The sequence below is a fragment of the Streptomyces sp. NPDC025273 genome, assembly GCF_040638585.1.
Classification (GTDB): domain Bacteria; phylum Actinomycetota; class Actinomycetes; order Streptomycetales; family Streptomycetaceae; genus Streptomyces; species Streptomyces cinereorectus.
On record NZ_JBEZYP010000001.1, the window covers coordinates 1 to 19,643 of the forward strand.

15 protein-coding genes are annotated in these 19,643 nt (G+C 70.1%); 8 read left to right on the forward strand and 7 right to left on the reverse strand.

The genetic code is table 11. The annotated features are described in order from the left end of the window. Positions 1–412: 412 nt before the first annotated feature. Genes AB0F38_RS00005 through AB0F38_RS00025 form a run of 5 tightly spaced genes read right to left on the reverse strand, consistent with a single transcriptional unit; the run spans position 413 to position 5,911 of the window. On the reverse strand, positions 413–1,726 hold the full coding sequence (locus AB0F38_RS00005; RefSeq protein ID WP_361884580.1) for a DUF58 domain-containing protein: 1,314 nt from the start codon (positions 1,724–1,726) through the stop codon (positions 413–415). A gap of 10 nt (positions 1,727–1,736) precedes the next feature. Beyond that, positions 1,737–2,756, reverse strand: a complete 1,020-nt coding sequence (locus tag AB0F38_RS00010; protein WP_361884581.1) for a MoxR family ATPase — start codon at positions 2,754–2,756, stop codon at positions 1,737–1,739. Beyond that, a complete protein-coding gene (locus AB0F38_RS00015; protein WP_361884582.1) occupies positions 2,753–4,012 on the reverse strand; it encodes a DUF4350 domain-containing protein in 1,260 nt (419 codons plus the stop codon). Before AB0F38_RS00015 ends, AB0F38_RS00010 begins: the two co-directional genes overlap by 4 nt. Further along, positions 4,009–4,701, reverse strand: a complete 693-nt coding sequence (locus AB0F38_RS00020; RefSeq protein ID WP_361884583.1) for a DUF4129 domain-containing protein — start codon at positions 4,699–4,701, stop codon at positions 4,009–4,011. The genes AB0F38_RS00015 and AB0F38_RS00020 overlap by 4 nt, the downstream gene beginning before the upstream one ends. A gap of 4 nt (positions 4,702–4,705) precedes the next feature. Next, entirely contained in the window at positions 4,706–5,911 is a 1,206-nt protein-coding gene (locus AB0F38_RS00025) for a glycerophosphoryl diester phosphodiesterase membrane domain-containing protein (RefSeq protein WP_361884584.1), read from the reverse strand. Between the two features lie 140 nt (positions 5,912–6,051). On the opposite strand from AB0F38_RS00025, the gene mtnA reads away from it, so the two are divergent. The 7 genes from mtnA to AB0F38_RS00060 all read left to right on the forward strand — a co-directional run bounded on the left by mtnA (position 6,052) and on the right by AB0F38_RS00060 (position 14,564). Next, positions 6,052–7,197 carry an S-methyl-5-thioribose-1-phosphate isomerase gene (gene mtnA, locus AB0F38_RS00030; RefSeq protein WP_361884585.1) on the forward strand — a complete coding sequence of 382 codons (1,146 nt, stop codon included), beginning with the start codon at positions 6,052–6,054 and terminating at the stop codon, positions 7,195–7,197. Positions 7,198–7,201: 4 nt separating this feature from the next. Next, positions 7,202–7,891, forward strand: coding sequence for a two-component system response regulator MtrA (gene mtrA / locus AB0F38_RS00035; RefSeq protein WP_187281934.1), 690 nt, complete (start codon positions 7,202–7,204; stop codon positions 7,889–7,891). A gap of 1 nt (position 7,892) precedes the next feature. Next, positions 7,893–9,929 (forward strand): MtrAB system histidine kinase MtrB, encoded by a 2,037-nt coding sequence (mtrB, locus tag AB0F38_RS00040; RefSeq protein WP_361884586.1) that lies wholly within the window; start codon positions 7,893–7,895, stop codon positions 9,927–9,929. Next, positions 9,919–11,781, forward strand: coding sequence for an LpqB family beta-propeller domain-containing protein (locus tag AB0F38_RS00045; RefSeq protein ID WP_361884587.1), 1,863 nt, complete (start codon positions 9,919–9,921; stop codon positions 11,779–11,781). Before mtrB ends, AB0F38_RS00045 begins: the two co-directional genes overlap by 11 nt. A 99-nt stretch (positions 11,782–11,880) precedes the next feature. After that, positions 11,881–12,600: a ComF family protein gene (locus AB0F38_RS00050; RefSeq protein WP_361884588.1), complete on the forward strand. Its 720-nt coding sequence runs from the start codon at positions 11,881–11,883 to the stop codon at positions 12,598–12,600. A 326-nt stretch (positions 12,601–12,926) separates the two neighbouring features. Continuing rightward, the gene (raiA, locus tag AB0F38_RS00055; RefSeq protein ID WP_361886677.1) at positions 12,927–13,616 is read left to right on the forward strand and encodes a ribosome-associated translation inhibitor RaiA; all 690 of its coding nucleotides are present in this window, start codon (positions 12,927–12,929) and stop codon (positions 13,614–13,616) included. 195 nt (positions 13,617–13,811) lie between these two features. Further along, entirely contained in the window at positions 13,812–14,564 is a 753-nt protein-coding gene (locus tag AB0F38_RS00060) for a response regulator transcription factor (RefSeq protein ID WP_361884589.1), read from the forward strand. Positions 14,565–14,661: 97 nt separating this feature from the next. Here the strand turns inward: AB0F38_RS00060 and AB0F38_RS00065 are convergent, their stop codons facing one another. Both AB0F38_RS00065 and AB0F38_RS00070 read right to left on the reverse strand, forming a co-directional pair. Beyond that, the gene (locus AB0F38_RS00065; RefSeq protein ID WP_361884590.1) at positions 14,662–15,837 is read right to left on the reverse strand and encodes a crosslink repair DNA glycosylase YcaQ family protein; all 1,176 of its coding nucleotides are present in this window, start codon (positions 15,835–15,837) and stop codon (positions 14,662–14,664) included. Positions 15,838–15,847: 10 nt separating this feature from the next. Continuing rightward, entirely contained in the window at positions 15,848–16,438 is a 591-nt protein-coding gene (locus AB0F38_RS00070) for a GNAT family N-acetyltransferase (RefSeq protein WP_361884591.1), read from the reverse strand. A gap of 239 nt (positions 16,439–16,677) precedes the next feature. Here AB0F38_RS00070 and secA point away from each other — a divergent pair, with 239 nt between their 5' ends. Then, positions 16,678–19,509, forward strand: coding sequence for a preprotein translocase subunit SecA (gene secA, locus AB0F38_RS00075; RefSeq protein WP_361884592.1), 2,832 nt, complete (start codon positions 16,678–16,680; stop codon positions 19,507–19,509). Positions 19,510–19,643: the final 134 nt, after the last annotated feature.

Sequence of the window (19,643 nt, forward strand, 5' to 3'; positions counted from 1 at the left end):
TACTGCAGGGGGGACCCTGTGGGAGAGTAGGACGCCGCCGAACAATTTTTCCGGGGAAGCCCCGTGCCTTTGTGGCACGGGGCTTTTCTGCGTTCAGGGTGTTTTTCAGGGCCGCACGACCGATCGCGGGCTCACTGATCGGGTGGCGTGGGCCAGGATCATTGCCCGCACCCGGTGCTGTGGCGCCGTCGTGGATGGCCGTCCGGGTGCCTGTTCGCACGTGCGGTTCCACGGGACCCCAGACGGCCACCAGAGTGCTCCCGATCCGGAGCGATAGGCGAGGATCCTTTATGGGCCTCGACCGCAATGCCACCCGGTAGATCTCATCAAGGGCCAGCCCAGTCCGCACCGCTCCGCCCACACTCGCCCCATCCGCACCGGAACAGGCAATCGGCGACCGACCGGGACCGACCTAGAGCCGGCCTGCCGCCTTCAGCGCAAGGTAGGCGTCAGCCACGGCAGGCGCGAGGTCGTGCGGAGTCGCATCGACGACCACGACGCCATGACGGCGGAGCTGATCCGCCGTACGGCGGCGCTGCACCTGGGTCTGGGTGCCGGCTGCGGCGTCATACACCGCGTCCACGGTGCCCCTCGTACGCGTCATCGTCTCGACGTGCGGGTCCGCGACCGCGGCCACCAGCACCGTATGGCGCTGGGTGAGCTGAGGAAGTACCGGGAGCAGCCCCTCCTCGATGGGAGCGGCATCCAGCCCTGTGAACAGGACGATCAGTGAACGGCGAGGAGCACTCGCCAGTGCCGCCGTGCTGAGACCCCGTGCGTCGGTCTCCACGAGCTCGGGTTCCAGTGGGGCCAGGGAGCCGACGATCGTCGACAGGACGTCGCCTGCGGCTGCCCTGCCCTGCACCTGTGCCCGGACCCTCCGGTCGTAGGCGAGGAGGTTCACACGGTCGCCCGCGCGCGTGGCGAGAGCGGTGAGGAGCAAGGTCGCGTCCATGGACGCGTCGAGACGTGGCACGTCGCCAACCCGGCCGGCCGACGTGCGGCCCGTGTCCAGGACGACGAGGATGTGACGGTCCCGCTCGGGGCGCCAGGTGCGGACGGCCACCGCGGACTGGCGTGCGGTGGCCCGCCAGTCGATGGAGCGGGTGTCGTCCCCCGGAACATAGGCACGCAGGCTGTCGAACTCCGTGCCCTCGCCGCGGGTGAGCACGCTCGTGCGTCCGTCGAGTTCACGGAGTCTGGCCAGCCGCGAGGGCAGATGTTTGCGGCTCGTGAAGGGAGGCAGCACCCGGACCGTCCAGGCCACGTGGTGGTTTCCCTGGCGGGCGGCGAGACCCAGCGGCCCGAAGGAACGGACGGTGACGCGCTCGGCCCTGCGGTCACCACGCCGGGCCGGACGGAGAAACGTGGTGAGGCGGCGGCGTTCACCGGCCGGCACGGTGAACGTGTGCCGGGACGCGTTCACCTCGGCTTCCGTGGTCCAGCTGCTGGGGGGCCATGCATCCCGCAGGTGGGCCCGGAGGCGACGACGCGAAGGGTTGGTTACGGTGAGTTGCACTTCTGCGGTGTCACCGAGTCGAACGGATGTGTCACCGGATCGGGTGAACTGCAGCGTGCGCACTGGCGCTGCCAGGGCGTAGTCACACAGAATTGCCAGTGAGAGCGGGACGTTGACAGCGAGCAAACCGGTCCAGCTCGGGGCCAGGATGCCTACAGGGAGTGATCCCAGGGCGGCCAGCAGTGCAGTTCTTCCGGTGAGGGCCATGGTCATCGCCTCATCGGGGGACGGGGACGTGGGCGAGGACCGCCGTGATGACGGCGTCGGCGGTGACTCCGTCCATCTCGGCTTCCGGCCGCAGCTGGAGGCGATGACGGAGCGTGGGGAGTGCGAGGGCTTTCACATCGTCCGGGGTGACGTAGTCCCGGCCGGTGAGCCAAGCCCACGCACGTGCGGTGGAAAGCAGTGCGGTGGCACCTCGGGGGGAGGCGCCGAGGGTGAGCGAGGGGGATTCGCGCGTGGCACGGCAGATATCGACGACATAGGCGGTGATCTCGGGGGAGACCGCGGTCTTGGCGACGGCCGCACGTGCGGCTTCCAGGTCGGCGGGGCCGGCCACGGGGCGTATGCCTGCCGCGTTGAGGTCACGCGGGTTGAACCCGTCCGCATGGCGTGTGAGGACATTGATCTCGTCTTCGCGCGTCGGCAGAGGCACCGTCAGCTTGAGGAGGAAGCGGTCCAACTGGGCCTCGGGGAGCGGGTAGGTGCCCTCGTACTCGATCGGGTTCTGGGTGGCTGCGACCAGGAAGGGGTCAGGCAGTGCACGGGGAATTCCGTCGACGGTGACCTGTCGTTCCTCCATCGCTTCCAGCAGGGAGGACTGCGTCTTGGGAGGGGTGCGGTTGATCTCGTCGGCGATCAGGAGGTTGGTGAACACCGGCCCGGGCTGGAAGGAGAACTCGGCGGTGCGTGCGTCGTAGACGAGTGAACCGGTCACGTCGCTCGGCATCAGGTCGGGGGTGAACTGGACGCGCTTGGTGTCCAGTTCGAGTGAGGCTGCAAGGGCGCGGACCAGGAGGGTCTTGGCGACTCCGGGGACACCTTCGAGCAGGACGTGGCCCCGGCAGAGCAGCGCGACGACGAGTCCGGTGACAGCCGGGTCCTGTCCGACCACCGCCTTGGCGATCTCTGAACGCAGAGCTTCCAGGGATGCACGGGAACTGTCGGTGATCACGGGGGCCGTTGGGGCCCCTGCGGTCGCGACAGCCTCGGCGGGCTCCGGTGTCGGGGCGCTCATGAAGTGCGTACCTCTCTTTCGAGGGAGTCGAGTTGGGTGGTCAGAAGAACGAGCGCGGCGTCATCGGCCGGAGCCGGGCCGAAGAGCAGGGTGGTGAGATCGCCGTCCGGGGCGGTGAAGCGTGCGGAGACGGCAGGGAGGAGGACCTCGGGGGACTGTGCATCACGGGGGGACACTCCGAGAAGTGGCGCGATGCGGACGCGTGTGGCGGAGCGCAGCGTGGCGGCGGCGCGGTCACGGGCCTTGACCTTGCGGTAGAGGCGGGCTCGGCCTTCGGTGGATTCGGAGGCACGGATGGCCACGGGAAGGCGTTCGGTTACCAGGGGGCCCAGGCGGCGTGCGCGCCAGATGGCGGCGAGAACGGCGGCGAGGGTGAGCTGGAGCGTGCCCCAGAGCCAGCCGGAGGGGATGAGATCGATGAACCCGGCCTCGCCTTCGGCGCCTTCGCCACCGTCGTCGTCTCCGCTTCCCCCGGCCGGGGTGCCTTCGGCGGCGGAGGGATCGGTGAGCGAGGGGAGGTACCAGGCGAGATGCGGTCGGGAGCCGAGGAGTTGCAGGGCGAGAGAGGCGTTGCCCTGCTGGTCGAGACGGTCGTTGTACAGGATGTCGGGGGAGCCGAGCAGGACGGTGTCGCCGGTTTCGTCGCCGGTCCGGTGGCCGGGGAGGACGAGGAGGGACGGGAGGTCGTCATGGGGGTAGCAGGCGGTCGCTCCGCGTACGTCCGTGGTGTAGCGGATGCCGCCCGTGTCGGCTGTTCCTGCAGTGTGCGCGGCGGGAAGATCGCAGCGTGCGGGGCGGGCGGTCACCGGTACGGACTGCTTCGCGCTTGCTCCCGGAGCCAGCAGGGCCACGGCCGGCCCGCCGGGGGCGAGAAGGACCGTGCGGCCGGCGGAGCTCTCGGTGGCCGCACGGAGACGCTGCCGCTGGTAGGTGGTGAGGACGTTGGGTCCGGCGACGAGAAGGGTGGTGTCGGGTCCTGCAGCGCCGGCGGCCTCGTCGAGGGTGGTGACGACCTCCACGGAGACGCCGCGGTCCGTGAGGAGTTCGGCGACAGCTCGGCTGCCGTAGGGGTCGGCGGAGCGGGGATCGAGGCGGCCGTGCTGTCCACCGGAGTTGACGGCGGCCAGGGCGACAGCGGCGACGACGAGGATGAGGACGGCGAGCAGCAGTCCTTGCACGCGCTGCCAGATCTGGCGCGGGGTGTGGGACGTGGAGGTGGTGGATGCGCCGGTGGGAGCGGTTGTGGTCCTGGTCATCCTGCTGCCCCTCGGATCGTGCCTGTCGTGAGCAGGGGCTTGGCGGCTTCGAGGTCCAGATCGAGTGCCCGCAGGCTGAGGTACGCCGCCTCGTCGGCGGTGCGGCCTCCGTATGTGACGTCGTCGAATGTCCGGGCGGCATTACGGAGCCGGGTGGCGTGCGCGGGCAGGAGCCGGCCGGCTTCGGCGGCTGCCTCGTCCGCGGTGCGGCCCGGACGCGGGTCGAGTACCGCGCGGTCCTCCAGGGAGCGCACGACGGCGCGCATGCGTTCCTGGACGGCTTCGCTCCAGCGGTGGGAGTCGGCGTGGGCCTCGGCTGCGGCGCGGTGCGCGGCGGCGCTGCGGATGGTCGTCCCGAAGAGGGTCTCCGCCGCACGCACGGTGCGCTGCGGGGTGCCGAGCCGCCACCAGAGGGCGGCGCCCAGGCCGAGGGCGGCCAGGGCGAGTACGACGACCCCGAGCGGGCCGCCGGGCGCCGACCCGGCCGCACTGTCGAGGAGGTCGCCGACCCACTCCCAGAGGCGGTCGAGGCCGCGCTGGAGAAGGTTCGGATCGTGTTCGTGGTACTTCGGATCGGACAGTTCGTTCTCTGCCGCTTCACGGGCGGGGACGCGTGGGACGTCCACGGGTATGTCGTCGCCCGCCCGGATGAGCCGTCTTGCTGCTGTGGTGCCCCCCGCCCCCGTCACGGCATCAGTTCCCGGGGGTGTCGTAGCCGGGCACGCCGGCGGCCCTGGCGAGGTCGAGGTCGAGTGCCTCGCGGCGGATGCGCTGGTCGACGTAGAGCAGGGCCATCACTCCCGCGGTGAAGGGGTAGGTGAGCGTCGAGACGATCACTTCGCCGATGCCCATGATGATGAGGAACGGCCAGCCGAAGTCGGGCGAGCTGCTGTTGAGGAACTCGCTCAGACCGTTGCTGTCGGCCATGACGGCGATGATGCCGAACGGGATGGCGATGATCAAGGTCACGACGAGGACCAGCAGGTAGGTGAGCGCCAGGATGCCGAATGTCCGCCACCAGTTGCCCTTGACCAGCTTCGCGGACCGACGCAGCGAGGTGAGGACGGACTGGCGTTCCAGCATCAGCGCCGGTGCGGCGAGCGTGAAGCGGATCATCAGCCACAGGACGAGGACGCAGGCGCCGATGAGGCCGGGGAAGAGCAGTGCCAGCCCGGGGCCGCCACCCAGGAGCAGGCCGGGCAGCAGACCCACTGCCATGATCGCCACGCTCATCAGACTCAGCAGGAGTGTCAGCCCGAGGAGGGGGACGATCCGGGGGCGGGCCTCGGCCCACGCTTCGGAGAGAGTCACGCTCCGCCCCAGCACGGAGCGGCTGATCACCACGGTGAGGACCGAGGTGGTGAAGAGCGTGGCGATCATCGCGAGGAGCGTCGCCGGGGCGGTGGCGATCAGTTCCGACCGCGCCGAGTCGGTGGCCTGGCGGAGGGCCTCGGTGCCGACGGCGTTCGGGTCGACCGATGCCGCGTCCGGAAGGAGGTAGCGCTGAAGGAGGATGACCAGGATCTCGGTGACCACGGAGACGGTGAGGCTGATCCCGAGCACCGGGCGCCAGTGGGCGCGCATCGTGGACACGGCTCCGTCGAGGATCTCGCCGACGCCCAGCGGGCGGAGCGGGATGACCCCGGGCTTCGCCGCCATGGGCGGCCGGCCCCATCCGGGGTCTTGGGGCATGCCACCCCAGCCGGGGGCGGGCGGGGGTGCGCCGGGGCCGTTCCCGGGAGCGCTCGGTGGGGACCACTGCCCCGGAGGCGGCTGTGCGGGGGACCATTGCCCGGGGGGGCCGCCGCCGTCGCCTGGCGGGGAGGGCCTGGGGATGCCGGTCTCCTGGCCGTCGGAGGGGGCGGATCCGGGCGAAGCCCAGCCCGGAGAGTCGTTCATTGTCGCTCCTTCACGGTCCTGTCCGCTCATCGGGGCGGCAGGTTGCCAGCCATCGTGCCACGCGATGCTCCGGTGCGGGCCGGGCGCTGTATCTCCCTGTCGCCTTCATGTGCGGGCGGCTCAGCGGGCAGACTGGGCAGATGGTTGATCAGGACGCGCAATCGCCGGTGGGCTTCGAGCCCCCGGCCCTCTCCGTACTCCGCTGGGACGAGCCACCGGAAGGTCCCGCGGTGGTGCTCCTCGACCAGACTCGTCTGCCCTCGGAGGAGGTCGAGCTGGTGTGTGCCGATGTGCCCGCGCTGGTCCGGGCGATCCGGTCGCTGGCGGTGCGCGGTGCGCCTCTGCTGGGCATCGCCGGGGGGTACGGGGTGGCTCTGGCCGCTGCTCGCGGTGACGACGTGGCGCAGGCGGCTGAACTGCTGGAGCGGGCGCGGCCCACCGCGGTGAATCTCGGGTACGGGGCGCGGCGTGTGGCGCGGGCCCACGGGGCGGCTGTCCTGAAGGGGGCCGGCCCGGAGGCGGCCTCCGCGGCGGCCCTTGCCGAGGCCAGGGCCCTGCACCGGGAGGACGCGGAGGCCAGCGGGCGCATGGCGCAGTACGGTCTGGAGCTCCTGGCGGAGCTGCTGCCGGGGGGTGCGCACCGGCTGCTGACCCACTGCAACACCGGGGCGCTCGTGTCCGGCGGTGAGGGCACCGCTTTCGCGGTGGCTCTGGGCGCGCACCGGGAGGGCGCGCTGAGGCGGCTGTGGGTGGACGAGACCCGTCCGCTGCTCCAGGGTGCCCGGCTGACGGCGTACGAAGCGGCACGGCACGGTATGCCGTACAGCTTGCTCACGGACAACGCGGCGGGTTCGCTGTTTGCCGCAGGGGAGGTGGATGCCGTACTCATCGGGGCGGACCGCATTGCCGCGGACGGCTCGGTGGCCAACAAGGTGGGGAGTTATCCGTTGGCGGTGCTCGCGAAATACCACCATGTTCCGTTCGTCGTCGTGGCGCCGACCACGACGATCGATCTGGAGACCGCGGACGGCACATCCATCGTTGTCGAGCAGCGCTCCGCGCGAGAAGTGACGGAGATCACATCGACACGGATCGTTCCGGCCGGAGACGACGGGTTCCGGCCGGCCACGGCTCCTTGGGGAGCCCAGGCGTACAACCCCGCATTCGACATCACGCCGCCCGAACTGGTCACGGCGATCGTCACGGAGGAGGGCATCATTTCCCCGGTCACGGGGGTCGGACTGGCAGAGCTGTGTGCCAGGTCATCGCAGGTAACGATTAGCTAATGGGATGATGTCGTTTATGAAGGGACGCGTCCTTGTCGTCGACGACGACACCGCACTGGCCGAGATGCTCGGCATTGTGTTGCGTGGAGAAGGTTTCGAGCCGTCGTTCGTAGCGGACGGCGACAAGGCACTGGCTGCATTTCGTGAGGCCAAGCCGGACCTGGTGCTGCTGGACCTCATGCTGCCCGGACGGGACGGCATCGAGGTCTGCAGGCTGATCAGGGCCGAGTCGGGTGTGCCGATCGTCATGCTCACTGCCAAGAGCGACACGGTCGATGTGGTGGTGGGCCTGGAGTCGGGGGCCGACGACTACATCGTGAAGCCGTTCAAACCGAAGGAGTTGGTCGCCCGGATCAGGGCACGTCTGCGGAGGTCCGAGGAGCCGGCGCCGGAGCAGCTGGCGATCGGGGACCTGGTCATCGACGTGGCCGGTCACTCGGTGAAGCGGGAGGGGCAGTCCATCGCCCTGACGCCGCTGGAGTTCGACCTGCTGGTCGCTCTCGCGCGCAAGCCGTGGCAGGTCTTCACCCGTGAGGTGCTGCTCGAGCAGGTGTGGGGATATCGCCACGCCGCCGACACCCGTCTGGTGAACGTGCATGTGCAGCGGCTTCGCTCCAAGGTCGAGAAGGACCCGGAGCGGCCGGAGATCGTCGTCACCGTCCGCGGTGTCGGTTACAAGGCCGGACCGAGCTGACATGACCCTGGGCAGCGCTGCTCCGAAACCCGGGGGGCCGGGAGTCCGTACGGAGCGGGCTGCCGGTCCGGCACGGAGGTCCTCCGGATTCGACCGGGTCCTGAAGGGCGGCCGGTTGTTCCACGACCGGGCGCCCGGTGGTCCCGTCCCGCGGCTGCTGATGCGGTGGATCAGGCGTCCGCTGCTGCCCGCCGTGCGGCTGTGGCGGCGCAATCTGCAGTTGCGCGTCGTCGCGGGCACCCTGCTCATGTCGATCGCCGTGGTGCTGCTGCTGGGCTTCGTCGTGATCGGGCAGGTCCGCAACGGCCTGCTCGACGCGAAGGGCAAGGCGGCTCAGACGCAGGCGGCCGGAGGTTTCGCGGCTGCCCAGGTGAACGCGAACGCGCCGCTCACCCCCGGTGACCAGGGCGAGGAGGGCGCCGACGGTATGACGGCCAATACGTCCTGGCGTACCGAGCTCGTCGATCAGCTCGCCAGTGGTGGGACGAACGCCTTCGACGTGGTGGCGCTCAGCGCCGACTCCGTCGAGCAGGGTGCCACCAGCCGTGCACCACGCGGTTCGGGCCGGGTGGAGGCGTCCAGCATCCCGCAGAGCCTGCGGGACGCGGTGGACGAGGGGCCGGGCGCCTTCCAGACGTACTCCCTGATCCGGTACTCGAACGGCAAGGAAGCGAAGCCCGGGCTCGTCGTGGGCAAGAGGCTCTACGACATCGACCACAATCCGTACGAGCTCTACTACCTCTTCCCCCTCTCCCAGGAGGAGAAGTCGCTGACCCTGGTCACGACGACGCTGGCCACGGCGGGTGTGTTCGTGGTCGTGCTGCTCGGGGCCATCGCCTGGTTCGTGGTACGCCAGGTCGTCACACCCGTACGCATGGCGGCCGGGATCGCGGAGCGGCTCTCCGCCGGCCGGCTCCAGGAACGGATGAAGGTCACCGGTGAGGACGACATCGCCCGCCTCGGTGAAGCCTTCAACAAGATGGCCCAGAACCTGCAGCTGAAGATCCAGCAGTTGGAGGAACTCTCCCGGATGCAGCGTCGCTTCGTCTCGGACGTGAGCCACGAGCTGAGGACCCCGCTGACGACCGTGCGGATGGCCGCCGACGTCATCCACGAGGCGCGGGTGGACTTCGACCCCGTGACCGCCCGCTCCGCCGAGTTGCTGGGCGACCAGCTCGACCGCTTCGAGTCGCTCCTGTCCGACCTGCTGGAGATCAGCAGGTTCGACGCCGGCGCCGCGGCGCTGGAGGCCGAGCCGATAGACCTGCGCACGGTCGTGCGGCGGGTGATCGGCGGCGCGGAGCCTCTGGCGAAGCACAAGGGCAGCCGGATCCGGGTCGTCGGTGACGAACAGCCCGTGATCGCGGAAGCGGATGCGCGCCGTGTCGAACGGGTCCTGCGCAATCTGGTCGTCAACGCCGTCGAGCACGGCGAGGGCCGCGACGTCGTCGTGCGGATGGGCGTCGCCCAGGGTGCGGTGGCGGTGGCGGTCCGGGACTACGGCGTCGGGTTGAAGCCCGGCGAGGCGACCCGGGTCTTCAACCGCTTCTGGCGGGCCGACCCGGCCCGTGCCCGCACCACCGGCGGCACCGGACTCGGACTGTCGATCGCCGTCGAGGACGCCCGGCTGCACGGAGGCTGGCTGCAGGCCTGGGGCGAACCCGGTGGCGGTTCGCAGTTCCGGCTGACCCTTCCGCGCACGGCGGACGAGCCGCTGCGCGGTTCGCCGATACCTCTGGAGCCGGAGGACTCGCGGCGCAACCGGGAGAACCGTGAGCGGGCCGAGGCCGCCCCGGCGGCAGCCGACCACCGGCTGATGTCCGTACCGAGCCAGACCGGTGCCGCGGCACGGTCGCAGCTGCCCGCGCAGGCGGGCGGCCCGGCGGCATCGCGCACGGCTCCGGCGTCCGTCCACCCGGCGGCCCTGCCGGGCAACGGTGCACGCGTGGTGTCGCGTCCCGCCGGGGAGCGGCCGGGTGGGGACGCCGGACCGGATACGCAGGATTCGGAGCAGGGGGACACGACACGTGGACACTGACCGCCGCCGGAGCCGCGGACGGGCGGTACGGGTGTCCGTGCTGCTCGGCTGTGCCATCGTGGTCCTCGCCGGGTGCGGGGCTATGCCGGTCACCGGGGACGTCAAGGCGGTCGACGCGTCGCAGCCGGGTGATTCCCAGGTGCAGGTGTACGCCGTGCCGCCGAGGGAAGGCGCCGCGCCCATCGAGGTCGTCGACGGCTTCCTGGAGTCGATGACGAGCGACGACCCCGATTTCGGGACGACCCGCAAGTACCTGACCGTGGAAGCGGCCCGTACGTGGAAGCCGAGCGAGGGCACCACGGTGCTCGCGAAGGCGCCCAGCCGCAACGGACCGACGTTCCACGACAAGGAGCGCGGGACGACGGAGACCACGTACACCCTGACGGGCGACCAGGTCGCGGCGGTCGACGCGGAGAGTTCCTATCGGCCGCTCGCGCCGACGGAGTACTCCCAGTCGCTGCATCTGGTGAGGGTGAAGGGGGCGGACGGCAAGCAGGAGTGGCGCATCGACATCGTGCCGGACGGCCTGGTGCTCGGGCAGTCCGACTTCAAGCGCCTCTACCGGTCCGTGAACAAGTACTACTTCGCCGCCGGGCGGCCGGACGACGAGCCCGCGCTGGTCGCGGACCCCGTCTACGTGCGCAACCGCACGGATCCGGTCACCCGGATGGACACGTCCACGCAGACGGTGCGGACGCTTCTGGAAGGGCCTTCGAACTGGTTGCGGCCGGTGGTCGACTCCCGTTTCCCGGCAGGTACGGCACTGAGGAGCGGCGTCACGTCGCTGGCCCCGGACGACCAGAACGTCCTGAAGGTGCCGCTCAACAAGAAGGCCGACAAGGTCGCGCCGGGCGCCTGCCGGATGATGGCCGCCCAGGTGTTCTTCACGCTGCGGGACCTGACGTCGGCCCGGGTGGGCCAGGTGGAGCTGCAGGGCGGGCGGGGCCCGCTGTGCTCGCTCAGGGAGGACGAGGCCGAGGAGTTCGCTTCGGACAGCGGTTCCGACGCCCCGGACAGCCAGTACTTCGTCGACGACAAGGGCCATGTGCAGCGGATCCCGGGCCCGAGCAAGGGCAGCAGCGACCCGGAGCCGGTGATCGGCCCGCTCGGCACGGGCCCGGTGGCCATGAGCGCCGTCGGCGTCGCCCGGGACGAACTCCAGGCCGCGGCGGTCTCGGTGGACCAGCAGCACCTCTACGTGTCCTCCCTGGCCTCGGAGAGCGAGCCGGGTGCCCCCGTCGTGACCAGTGGCGCCACGAGGGCCGAGGACCGGCTGTCCGCCCCTAGCTGGGACGGCCGGGGCGATCTCTGGGTCGCCGACCGCGATCCCTCCGGTCCCAGGCTGCTGCGCCTGGTGGACGGCGACGGCGAACCGCAGGAGGTCGCGGTGCCGGACCTCGAGGGCGGGCGGATCGAGGCGCTGCGCATGTCGGCCGACGGGGTGCGGATCGCGCTGCGGGTGTCGAAGGACGGGCACACGACGCTCAAGATCGGCAGGGTCGAGCGCCATGGCTCGGGGGATACCGAGACGGTCTCCGTGGAGGACCTGCGCCAGGCCGCGCCCCAGCTGGCCGAAGTGACCGCCTTCTCCTGGTCCGGCCGCAGCCGTCTCGTCGTGGTCGGAAAGGAGGAGGGCGGTGTGCAGCAGGTGCGCTACGTCCAGGCGGACGGGTTTACCTCGCCCTCCGGCGTCCTGCCCGGGGTCAACCAGGTGACCGCGGTCGCCGCGGCGGACGACGAGCAGTTGCCGCTGATGGCGGACACCCAGACCGACGGGATAGTGAAGCTGTCCCCGGGCGACAACTGGCAGACGGTCCTCAAGGAGGGTTCGTCGCTGGTCTACCCGGGCTGAGCCGGGCCGTGGGCAGGGCCTGGAGTTCCGGTCCGGGGCTGCGTCCGCAGGTTGTCCACAGGGGTGGTCCGGTGCCCGCGTCCCGGGCACAGTGGGGCTGTGCGGGGATGGTGGCGGGAGATCAACGGCCTGGTCCTGCCGGCGGCCTGCGGTGGCTGCGGCAGGCCGCGCACCGAGCTGTGCGAGGAGTGTGCCGCCGCGCTGGCCGGAGTGCCGCAGCGGGTGAGGCCCGCGCCCGAGCCGGCCGGGCTGCCGGTGGTCCATGCCGCCGCCCCGTACGAGAACGCGGTACGTGCGGTGCTGCTGGCCCACAAGGAGCGAGGGGCACTCGGGCTTGCCGGAGCCCTGGGAGGAGCGCTGGCGGGTGCCGTAAGGGCCGGTGCGGGGCAAGGGGGCGGTGCGGGGCCGCTGCTGCTGGTGCCCGTGCCCTCGGCGCGGCGTGCCACGGCCGCGCGGGGTCACGATCCCGCCCGCAGGATCGCGCTGGCCGCCGCGGCCGAGCTGCGCCGCGGCGGGATGGAGGCCAGGGTGCTCCCGGTGCTGCGGCAGCGGCGCCCGGTGGCTGATCAGGCCGGGCTGGGGGCACGGGAGCGGCAGGTGAACCTTGCGGGTGCGCTGGCGGTGGCGGCCGGTGGCCGCAGGCTGCTCGACCAGGGCCGGGTGGTGCTCGTGGACGACCTGCTGACGACCGGGGCCTCGCTGGCCGAGGCGGCCCGCGCGGTGGGCGCGGCGGGACATGCCGGAACCGGTGGCGCAGCGGCTCTCCGGGCCTCGGTAATCGCAGCTTCTCCGTCCGCTTTCGAAATAAACCGGAACTGACCGAAAACTTCCATCGCTGCAGGTAGTGGGTGGCTAAAGGGACCTGATCGGAGGTACGCGCGAGTAGCGGGTGCCGACACGGTGGTGGGCAGGCTATGTTCGGTTGTGAGGAACGGTGAATGCCGAACCTCGATGAATGCACCACCAGGTTTCGGGCAGGTAACTCACCGACAGGCCAGAAGCGTGGAAGTCGGTGGGGCGCAGACCCTGCCGGTGGGGGAGGAGGTGGAAGTCACCTAGTCCGCGGCTCCGGCGATCACCGGAGCCTGGTGCAAAAGGGAGATGCTCCGCCACTGATGCGGAGCGATCCGGGAACGGAGTTCTGCGTGGACATCGTCGTCAAGGGCCGCAAGACCGAGGTACCCGAGCGGTTCCGTAAGCACGTGGCCGAAAAGCTGAAGCTGGACAAGATCCAGAAGTTCGACGGCAAGGTGATCAGCCTTGACGTCGAGGTGTCCAAGGAGCCGAATCCCCGTCAGGCCGACCGTGCGGCACGGGTGGAGATCACGCTCCGCTCCCGTGGGCCGGTCATCCGGGCGGAAGCGGCGGCAGGCGACCCGTACGCAGCGCTGGACCTGGCCACCGACAAGCTGGACGCACGGCTGCGCAAGGAGCACGACAAGCGCTACAGCCGCCGTGGCAACGGCCGTCTGTCCGCTTCCGAGGTGGCCGAGGTGGTGCCGGGTGCCGCTTCGTTCAACGGCGACGGGGAGCTCGTCCCCGAGGAGACGCCGTCGGCTGTACCCACCACCAGGATCGGTTCGCTCGAGGTACAGGGCGAGGGACCGCTCGTGGTGCGCGAGAAGACACACGTCGCAGCACCGATGACGCTCGACCAGGCGCTCTACGAGATGGAGCTGGTCGGGCACGACTTCTACCTGTTCGTCGACTCCGAGACCAAGGAGCCCAGTGTCGTCTACCGGCGGCACGCCTACGACTACGGTGTCATTCACCTGAGGACCGACCCGCTGGCCTCCGACGGGGCGGGCGGAGCGGGCGGTGCGCTCGGCGGCTGACATCCACAGCCATGGTCCGTACGCGGTGCCCCTGGAAGCGCTTGTGCGCCCCCAGGGGCACCCGTGTGCGGCCGCGGGATCACCGCTCCGGCGCCGGGGCATGAAATCATGGCGGCCCAAGCCAATCGGTGCTCTGTGAACTGCCGTTGGCGGACGGTCTGTGACCTCAGGCCGTGGCCTTCAGGGGGAGGAACGATGGCGGACACCTACGGGCCCGTGCGCAGGACGAACGCTGCCGACGGCGCGACCGGTACGGACTCCAATGCGGACGACGGCGGTTCCCGCGAGGAACCCATCCGGGTCCTCGTGGTCGACGACCACGCGCTCTTCCGCAGAGGCCTGGAGATCGTCCTCGCGCACGAGGAGGACATCCAGGTCGTCGGAGAGGCGGGGGACGGGGCGGAGGCGGTCGACAAGGCGGCGGACCTGCTGCCCGACATCGTGCTGATGGACGTGCGGATGCCCAAGCGCGGCGGCATCGAGGCATGCACCTCCATCAAGGAGGTGGCACCGAGCGCGAAGATCATCATGTTGACGATCAGCGACGAGGAAGCCGACCTCTACGAGGCGATCAAGGCGGGTGCCACCGGGTACCTCCTCAAGGAGATCTCCACCGACGAGGTGGCCACGGCCATTCGCGCGGTGGCGGACGGCCAGTCCCAGATCAGTCCGTCGATGGCGTCCAAACTCCTCACCGAGTTCAAGTCGATGATCCAGCGCACCGACGAGCGCCGGCTCGTTCCCGCGCCGAGGCTCACCGAGCGGGAGCTCGAAGTCCTCAAGCTCGTCGCCACGGGCATGAACAACCGTGATATCGCCAAGGAACTGTTCATCTCCGAGAACACGGTGAAGAACCACGTCCGCAATATTCTGGAGAAGCTGCAGTTGCACTCCCGGATGGAAGCGGTGGTGTACGCCATGCGGGAGAAGATCCTCGAGATCAGATGACGCCGGTGCGGGATCGGACCGCCCGGCGGGACGGAACGACCCGAGCGCACCGAGGTGCCCGGCGCGCGGCGCCTGCGCGAGGACGCGTACGCGGTGCCTACGCGAGGACGCGGGTGATCTCGGCCAGGAGGGCATCGCGCAGTTCCGGGGCGTCGACGCGCTCCAGGCGGACCTGGGTGCAGCCGACCCAGGACGCCGCCTCCACCAGTGCCTCGGCCATCGGCGTCACCGACTTCGGTCCCTCCAGGGAGACCTGGCGGGCCACCAGCGTGGTGCCGTCCCTGGCCGGGTCCACCCGCCCCTGCAGCCTGCCGCCCGCCAGCAGAGGCATCGCGAAGTAGCCATGGACCCGCCTGGGCCGGGGTACGTACGCCTCCAGGCGGTGGACGAAGCCGAAGATCCGCTCCGTGCGCGCCCGCTCCCAGATCAGGGAGTCGAACGGTGACAGCAGCGTCGTACGGTGCCGTCCGCGCGGCTCCGAGGCCAGTGCCTCCGGGTCCGCCCAGGCCGGCTTGGCCCAGCCCCGCACCGACACCGGAACCAGGCCGGAGTCCGCCACCACGGCGTCGAACTGCTCACCTTTGAGCCGGTGGTAGTCCGCGATGTCCGCCCGGGTCCCGACGCCCAGCGACCGGCCGGCCAGGGCCACAAGCCGCCGATGGCACTCCGTGTCGTCCAGGTCGTCGTGCAGCACGGCGTCCGGGATCGCGCGCTCGGCCAGGTCGTAGACGCGCTTCCAGCCCCGCCGCTCGGTGCACACCACCTCGCCGTACATCAGGGCCCGCTCGACGGCGACCTTGGAGGCCGACCAGTCCCACCACTCGCCGCCGTTCTTCGCGCCGCCGAGCTCCGTCGCCGTCAGCGGGCCTTCCGTACGCAGCTGTCTGATCACCGTGTCGTACGCCCCGTGGGGCAGATCGTGGTTCCACTGCGGACGGTTGCGGTAGGCGCGGCGGCGGAACGCGAAGTGCGGCCACTCCTCGACCGGCAGGATGCACGCGGCATGCGACCAGTACTCGAACGAGCGGCCACCCGACCAGTACGCCTCGTCCACCGTGCGGCGCCCCACGGCACCGAGGCGCGCGTACGGAACGAGCTCGTGCGACCTGGCCAGGACCGAGATCGTGTCGAGCTGCACGGCCCCGAGATGACGCAGCACCCCCGGCACCCCGCCCCGGCGGTCCGGAGCGCCCAGGAAACCCTGCGCACGCAGGGCGATCCGGCGGGCTCGGTCGGCGGAGATTTCCAGGACGGGCGGCGGCACAGACGTCATGCAGCGAACCCTAGAGGGTGCCACTGACACCGGGGGCAGGCAGATACGGGTGCGTGCCGGGCAGGCCCAGATCGGCCGGGATCAGCGCCCCGGTCCAGGTGTCGCGCCGTATCCCCTTGTTGAGCAGGGCGGACCGCTGCTCGCCCTCCATGCGGAAGCCCGCACGCAGGGCGACCGCACGGGACGGGGCGTTGCCGATCTCGGCCCGCCACTCCAGGCGGTCCGCGGCGAGTGCGGTGAACGCCCAGTGGGCCGCTCCGCGTACCGCCTCCGTCGTGAATCCGCGGCCGCGGTGCTCCTTCGCCGTCCAGAAGCCCACCTCGTACGTCCCGGGCAGGCCGTGGCGGTTGACGCCGAGCGCCCCGACGAGTGTCCCGCCCTCCCGCGGTACCACCGCGAAGTTGTACATCGTGTCCTCCTGCCAGCCCGCGGGGGACAGCTGCTCCGTCCAGAGCTCGGCATCGGCACGGGTGTACGGGGAGGGAATGACCGTCCAGCGCTGGATGTCGGGATCCTGGCAGGCGAGATACGTCTCGTCGGCGTCCTGCGGCCCGAAGGGGCGCAGGAGCAGGCGCTCGGTGGTGAGAGTGATCGGCTCCATGCGGGGATTCTGGTGATCCGGTGCGCGGGATGCGAGCACTTTTGGGGCTTCCCGGCACCTTCCGTACGCTCCGGCCGTTGTCGTGGAGGGTGCGGCGAGGGCAACGCGGCAGCAGCCCTCCCGGCGCGGCGGGGTCCTCGCTTACGATGGCCGTTGCGGTGGGGCCCACCTGCCGTGCCCGTGCCAGAGTCCATAACACGACCCAGTGCCAGGCCCGACCGGCAAGGAGACCAGCCTCAGTGTCCGTCTTCAACAAGCTCATGCGTGCAGGCGAAGGCAAGATCCTGCGCAAACTGCACCGCATCGCGGACCAGGTCAGCTCCATCGAAGAGGACTTCGTCAACCTCTCCGACGCCGAGCTGCGGGCGCTCACCGACGAGTACAAGGAACGGTACGCGGACGGCGAGAGCCTGGACGACCTGCTTCCCGAAGCATTCGCGACCGTCCGTGAGGCCGCCAAGCGCGTGCTCGGACAGCGCCACTACGACGTACAGATGATGGGTGGCGCGGCCCTCCACCTCGGCTACGTGGCCGAGATGAAGACCGGTGAGGGCAAGACCCTCGTCGGCACCCTGCCGGCGTACCTCAACGCGCTCTCCGGCAAGGGCGTGCACCTGATCACGGTCAACGACTACCTGGCCGAGCGTGACTCCGAGCTGATGGGCCGGGTGCACAAGTTCCTCGGCCTCGAGGTCGGCTGCATCATCGCCAACATGACGCCGGCGCAGCGCCGCGAGCAGTACGCCTGCGACATCACGTACGGCACGAACAACGAGTTCGGGTTCGACTACCTCCGCGACAACATGGCGTGGTCGAAGGACGAGCTCGTCCAGCGCGGCCACAACTTCGCCATCGTGGACGAGGTCGACTCGATCCTCGTCGACGAGGCCCGTACGCCACTGATCATCTCCGGTCCGGCGGACCAGGCCACCAAGTGGTACGGCGACTTCGCCAAGCTGGTCACGCGTCTCACCAGGGGTGAGGCGGGCAACCCGCTGAAGGGCATCGAGGAGACCGGCGACTACGAGGTCGACGAGAAGAAGCGGACCGTGGCCATCCACGAGCCCGGTGTCGCGAAGGTGGAGGACTGGCTCGGGATCGACAACCTCTACGAGTCGGTGAACACGCCGCTCGTCGGTTACCTCAACAACGCGATCAAGGCCAAGGAACTCTTCAAGAAGGACAAGGACTACGTCGTCATCGACGGCGAAGTCATGATCGTCGACGAGCACACCGGCCGCATTCTCGCCGGCCGCCGTTACAACGAGGGCATGCACCAGGCCATCGAGGCGAAGGAGGGGGTGGACATCAAGGACGAGAACCAGACGCTCGCCACGATCACCCTGCAGAACTTCTTCCGCCTGTACGGCAAGCTCTCCGGCATGACCGGTACGGCGATGACCGAGGCCGCGGAGTTCCACCAGATCTACAAGCTCGGTGTCGTGCCCATCCCGACGAACCGGCCGATGGTCCGCGCCGACCAGTCGGACCTGATCTACCGCACCGAGGTGGCGAAGTTCGCCGCCGTCGTCGACGACATCGCGGAGAAGCACGAGAAGGGCCAGCCGATCCTGGTCGGCACGACCTCCGTCGAGAAGTCCGAGTACCTCTCGCAGCAGCTCTCCAAGCGCGGTGTCCAGCACGAGGTCCTCAACGCCAAGCAGCACGACCGTGAGGCGACGATCGTCGCCCAGGCCGGGCGCAAGGGCGCGGTCACGGTCGCCACGAACATGGCCGGACGAGGCACGGACATCAAGCTCGGCGGCAACCCGGACGACCTCGCCGAGGCGGAGCTGCGCCAGCGCGGCCTGGACCCGGTGGAGCACGTCGAGGAGTGGGCGGCCGCCCTGCCCGCCGCGCTGGAGAAGGCCGAGCAGGCCGTGAAGGCGGAGTTCGAGGAGGTCAAGGAGCTCGGTGGGCTGTACGTGCTGGGCACGGAGCGCCACGAGTCGCGGCGCATCGACAACCAGCTCCGCGGTCGTTCCGGCCGTCAGGGCGACCCGGGCGAGTCCCGGTTCTACCTGTCGCTGGGCGACGACCTGATGCGCCTGTTCAAGGCGCAGATGGTGGAGCGCGTCATGTCGATGGCGAACGTTCCCGACGACGTGCCGATCGAGAACAAGATGGTGACCCGCGCGATCGCGTCCGCGCAGTCGCAGGTGGAGCAGCAGAACTTCGAGACGCGTAAGAACGTCCTGAAGTACGACGAGGTGCTCAACCGGCAGCGCGAGGTCATCTACGGCGAGCGCCGGCGCGTCCTGGAGGGCGAGGATCTGCAGGACCAGATCCGGCACTTCATGGACGACACGATCGACGACTACATCCGCCAGGAGACGGCGGAGGGCTTCGCCGAGGAGTGGGACCTGGACCGTCTGTGGGGCGCCTTCAAGCAGCTCTACCCGGTGAAGGTCACGGTCGCCGAGCTCGAGGACGCCGCGGGTGATCTGGCCGGGGTGACCGCCGACTTCATCGCCGAGTCGGTCAAGGACGACATCCACGAGCAGTACGAGGAGCGCGAGAAGACGCTCGGCTCGGACATCATGCGTGAGCTGGAGCGGCGTGTGGTGCTGTCCGTCCTGGACCGCAAGTGGCGCGAGCACCTCTACGAGATGGACTACCTCCAGGAGGGCATCGGCCTCCGGGCCATGGCGCAGAAGGACCCGCTGGTCGAGTACCAGCGCGAGGGCTTCGACATGTTCAACGCCATGATGGAGGGCATCAAGGAGGAGTCCGTCGGCTACCTGTTCAACCTGGAGGTCCAGGTCGAGCAGCAGGTCGAGGAGGTTCCGGTGCAGGATTCGGCGGAGCGGACCTCGCCGGCGAAGCAGGACGCCCCCGCGGCTGCCGCCCCCGGGCGCCCGGAGATCCGGGCCAAGGGCCTGGACGCGCCGCAGCGTCCGGACCGGCTGCACTTCTCCGCGCCCACGGTGGACGGGGAGGGCGGCATCGTCGAGGGCGACTTCGCCAACGGTGACGGTGACGCCGCGCGGTCCGAGGGCGACGGGATGACGCGTGCGGAGCGCCGCAAGGCGCAGAAGAGCGGTGGCGGCGGGCGTCGCCGCAAGAAGTGACGCGAGCCGCTGCCGGCCTGGGCCGGAACACCGCAGGGTGTTCCGGCCCAGGCCGTTTCATGCGCCTGCCAGGGCACGCAGGAGGCCTCGCGGGGCCCGTGAGGCCTCCTGCGCCCGTAGGAGGCGTCATGGTG

Excerpts from the sequence above, each read along its gene's own strand:
- AB0F38_RS00005 (WP_361884580.1), bottom strand. The coding sequence starts at position 1,726 with ATGGCCCTCACCGGAAGAACTGCACTGCTGGCCGCCCTGGGATCACTC.
- AB0F38_RS00010 (WP_361884581.1), bottom strand. The coding sequence starts at position 2,756 with ATGAGCGCCCCGACACCGGAGCCCGCCGAGGCTGTCGCGACCGCAGGG.
- AB0F38_RS00015 (WP_361884582.1), bottom strand. The coding sequence starts at position 4,012 with ATGACCAGGACCACAACCGCTCCCACCGGCGCATCCACCACCTCCACG.
- AB0F38_RS00025 (WP_361884584.1), bottom strand. The coding sequence starts at position 5,911 with ATGAACGACTCTCCGGGCTGGGCTTCGCCCGGATCCGCCCCCTCCGAC.
- mtnA (WP_361884585.1), top strand. The coding sequence starts at position 6,052 with ATGGTTGATCAGGACGCGCAATCGCCGGTGGGCTTCGAGCCCCCGGCC.
- mtrA (WP_187281934.1), top strand. The coding sequence starts at position 7,202 with ATGATGTCGTTTATGAAGGGACGCGTCCTTGTCGTCGACGACGACACC.
- mtrB (WP_361884586.1), top strand. The coding sequence starts at position 7,893 with ATGACCCTGGGCAGCGCTGCTCCGAAACCCGGGGGGCCGGGAGTCCGT.
- AB0F38_RS00060 (WP_361884589.1), top strand. The coding sequence starts at position 13,812 with ATGGCGGACACCTACGGGCCCGTGCGCAGGACGAACGCTGCCGACGGC.
- AB0F38_RS00065 (WP_361884590.1), bottom strand. The coding sequence starts at position 15,837 with ATGACGTCTGTGCCGCCGCCCGTCCTGGAAATCTCCGCCGACCGAGCC.
- AB0F38_RS00070 (WP_361884591.1), bottom strand. The coding sequence starts at position 16,438 with ATGGAGCCGATCACTCTCACCACCGAGCGCCTGCTCCTGCGCCCCTTC.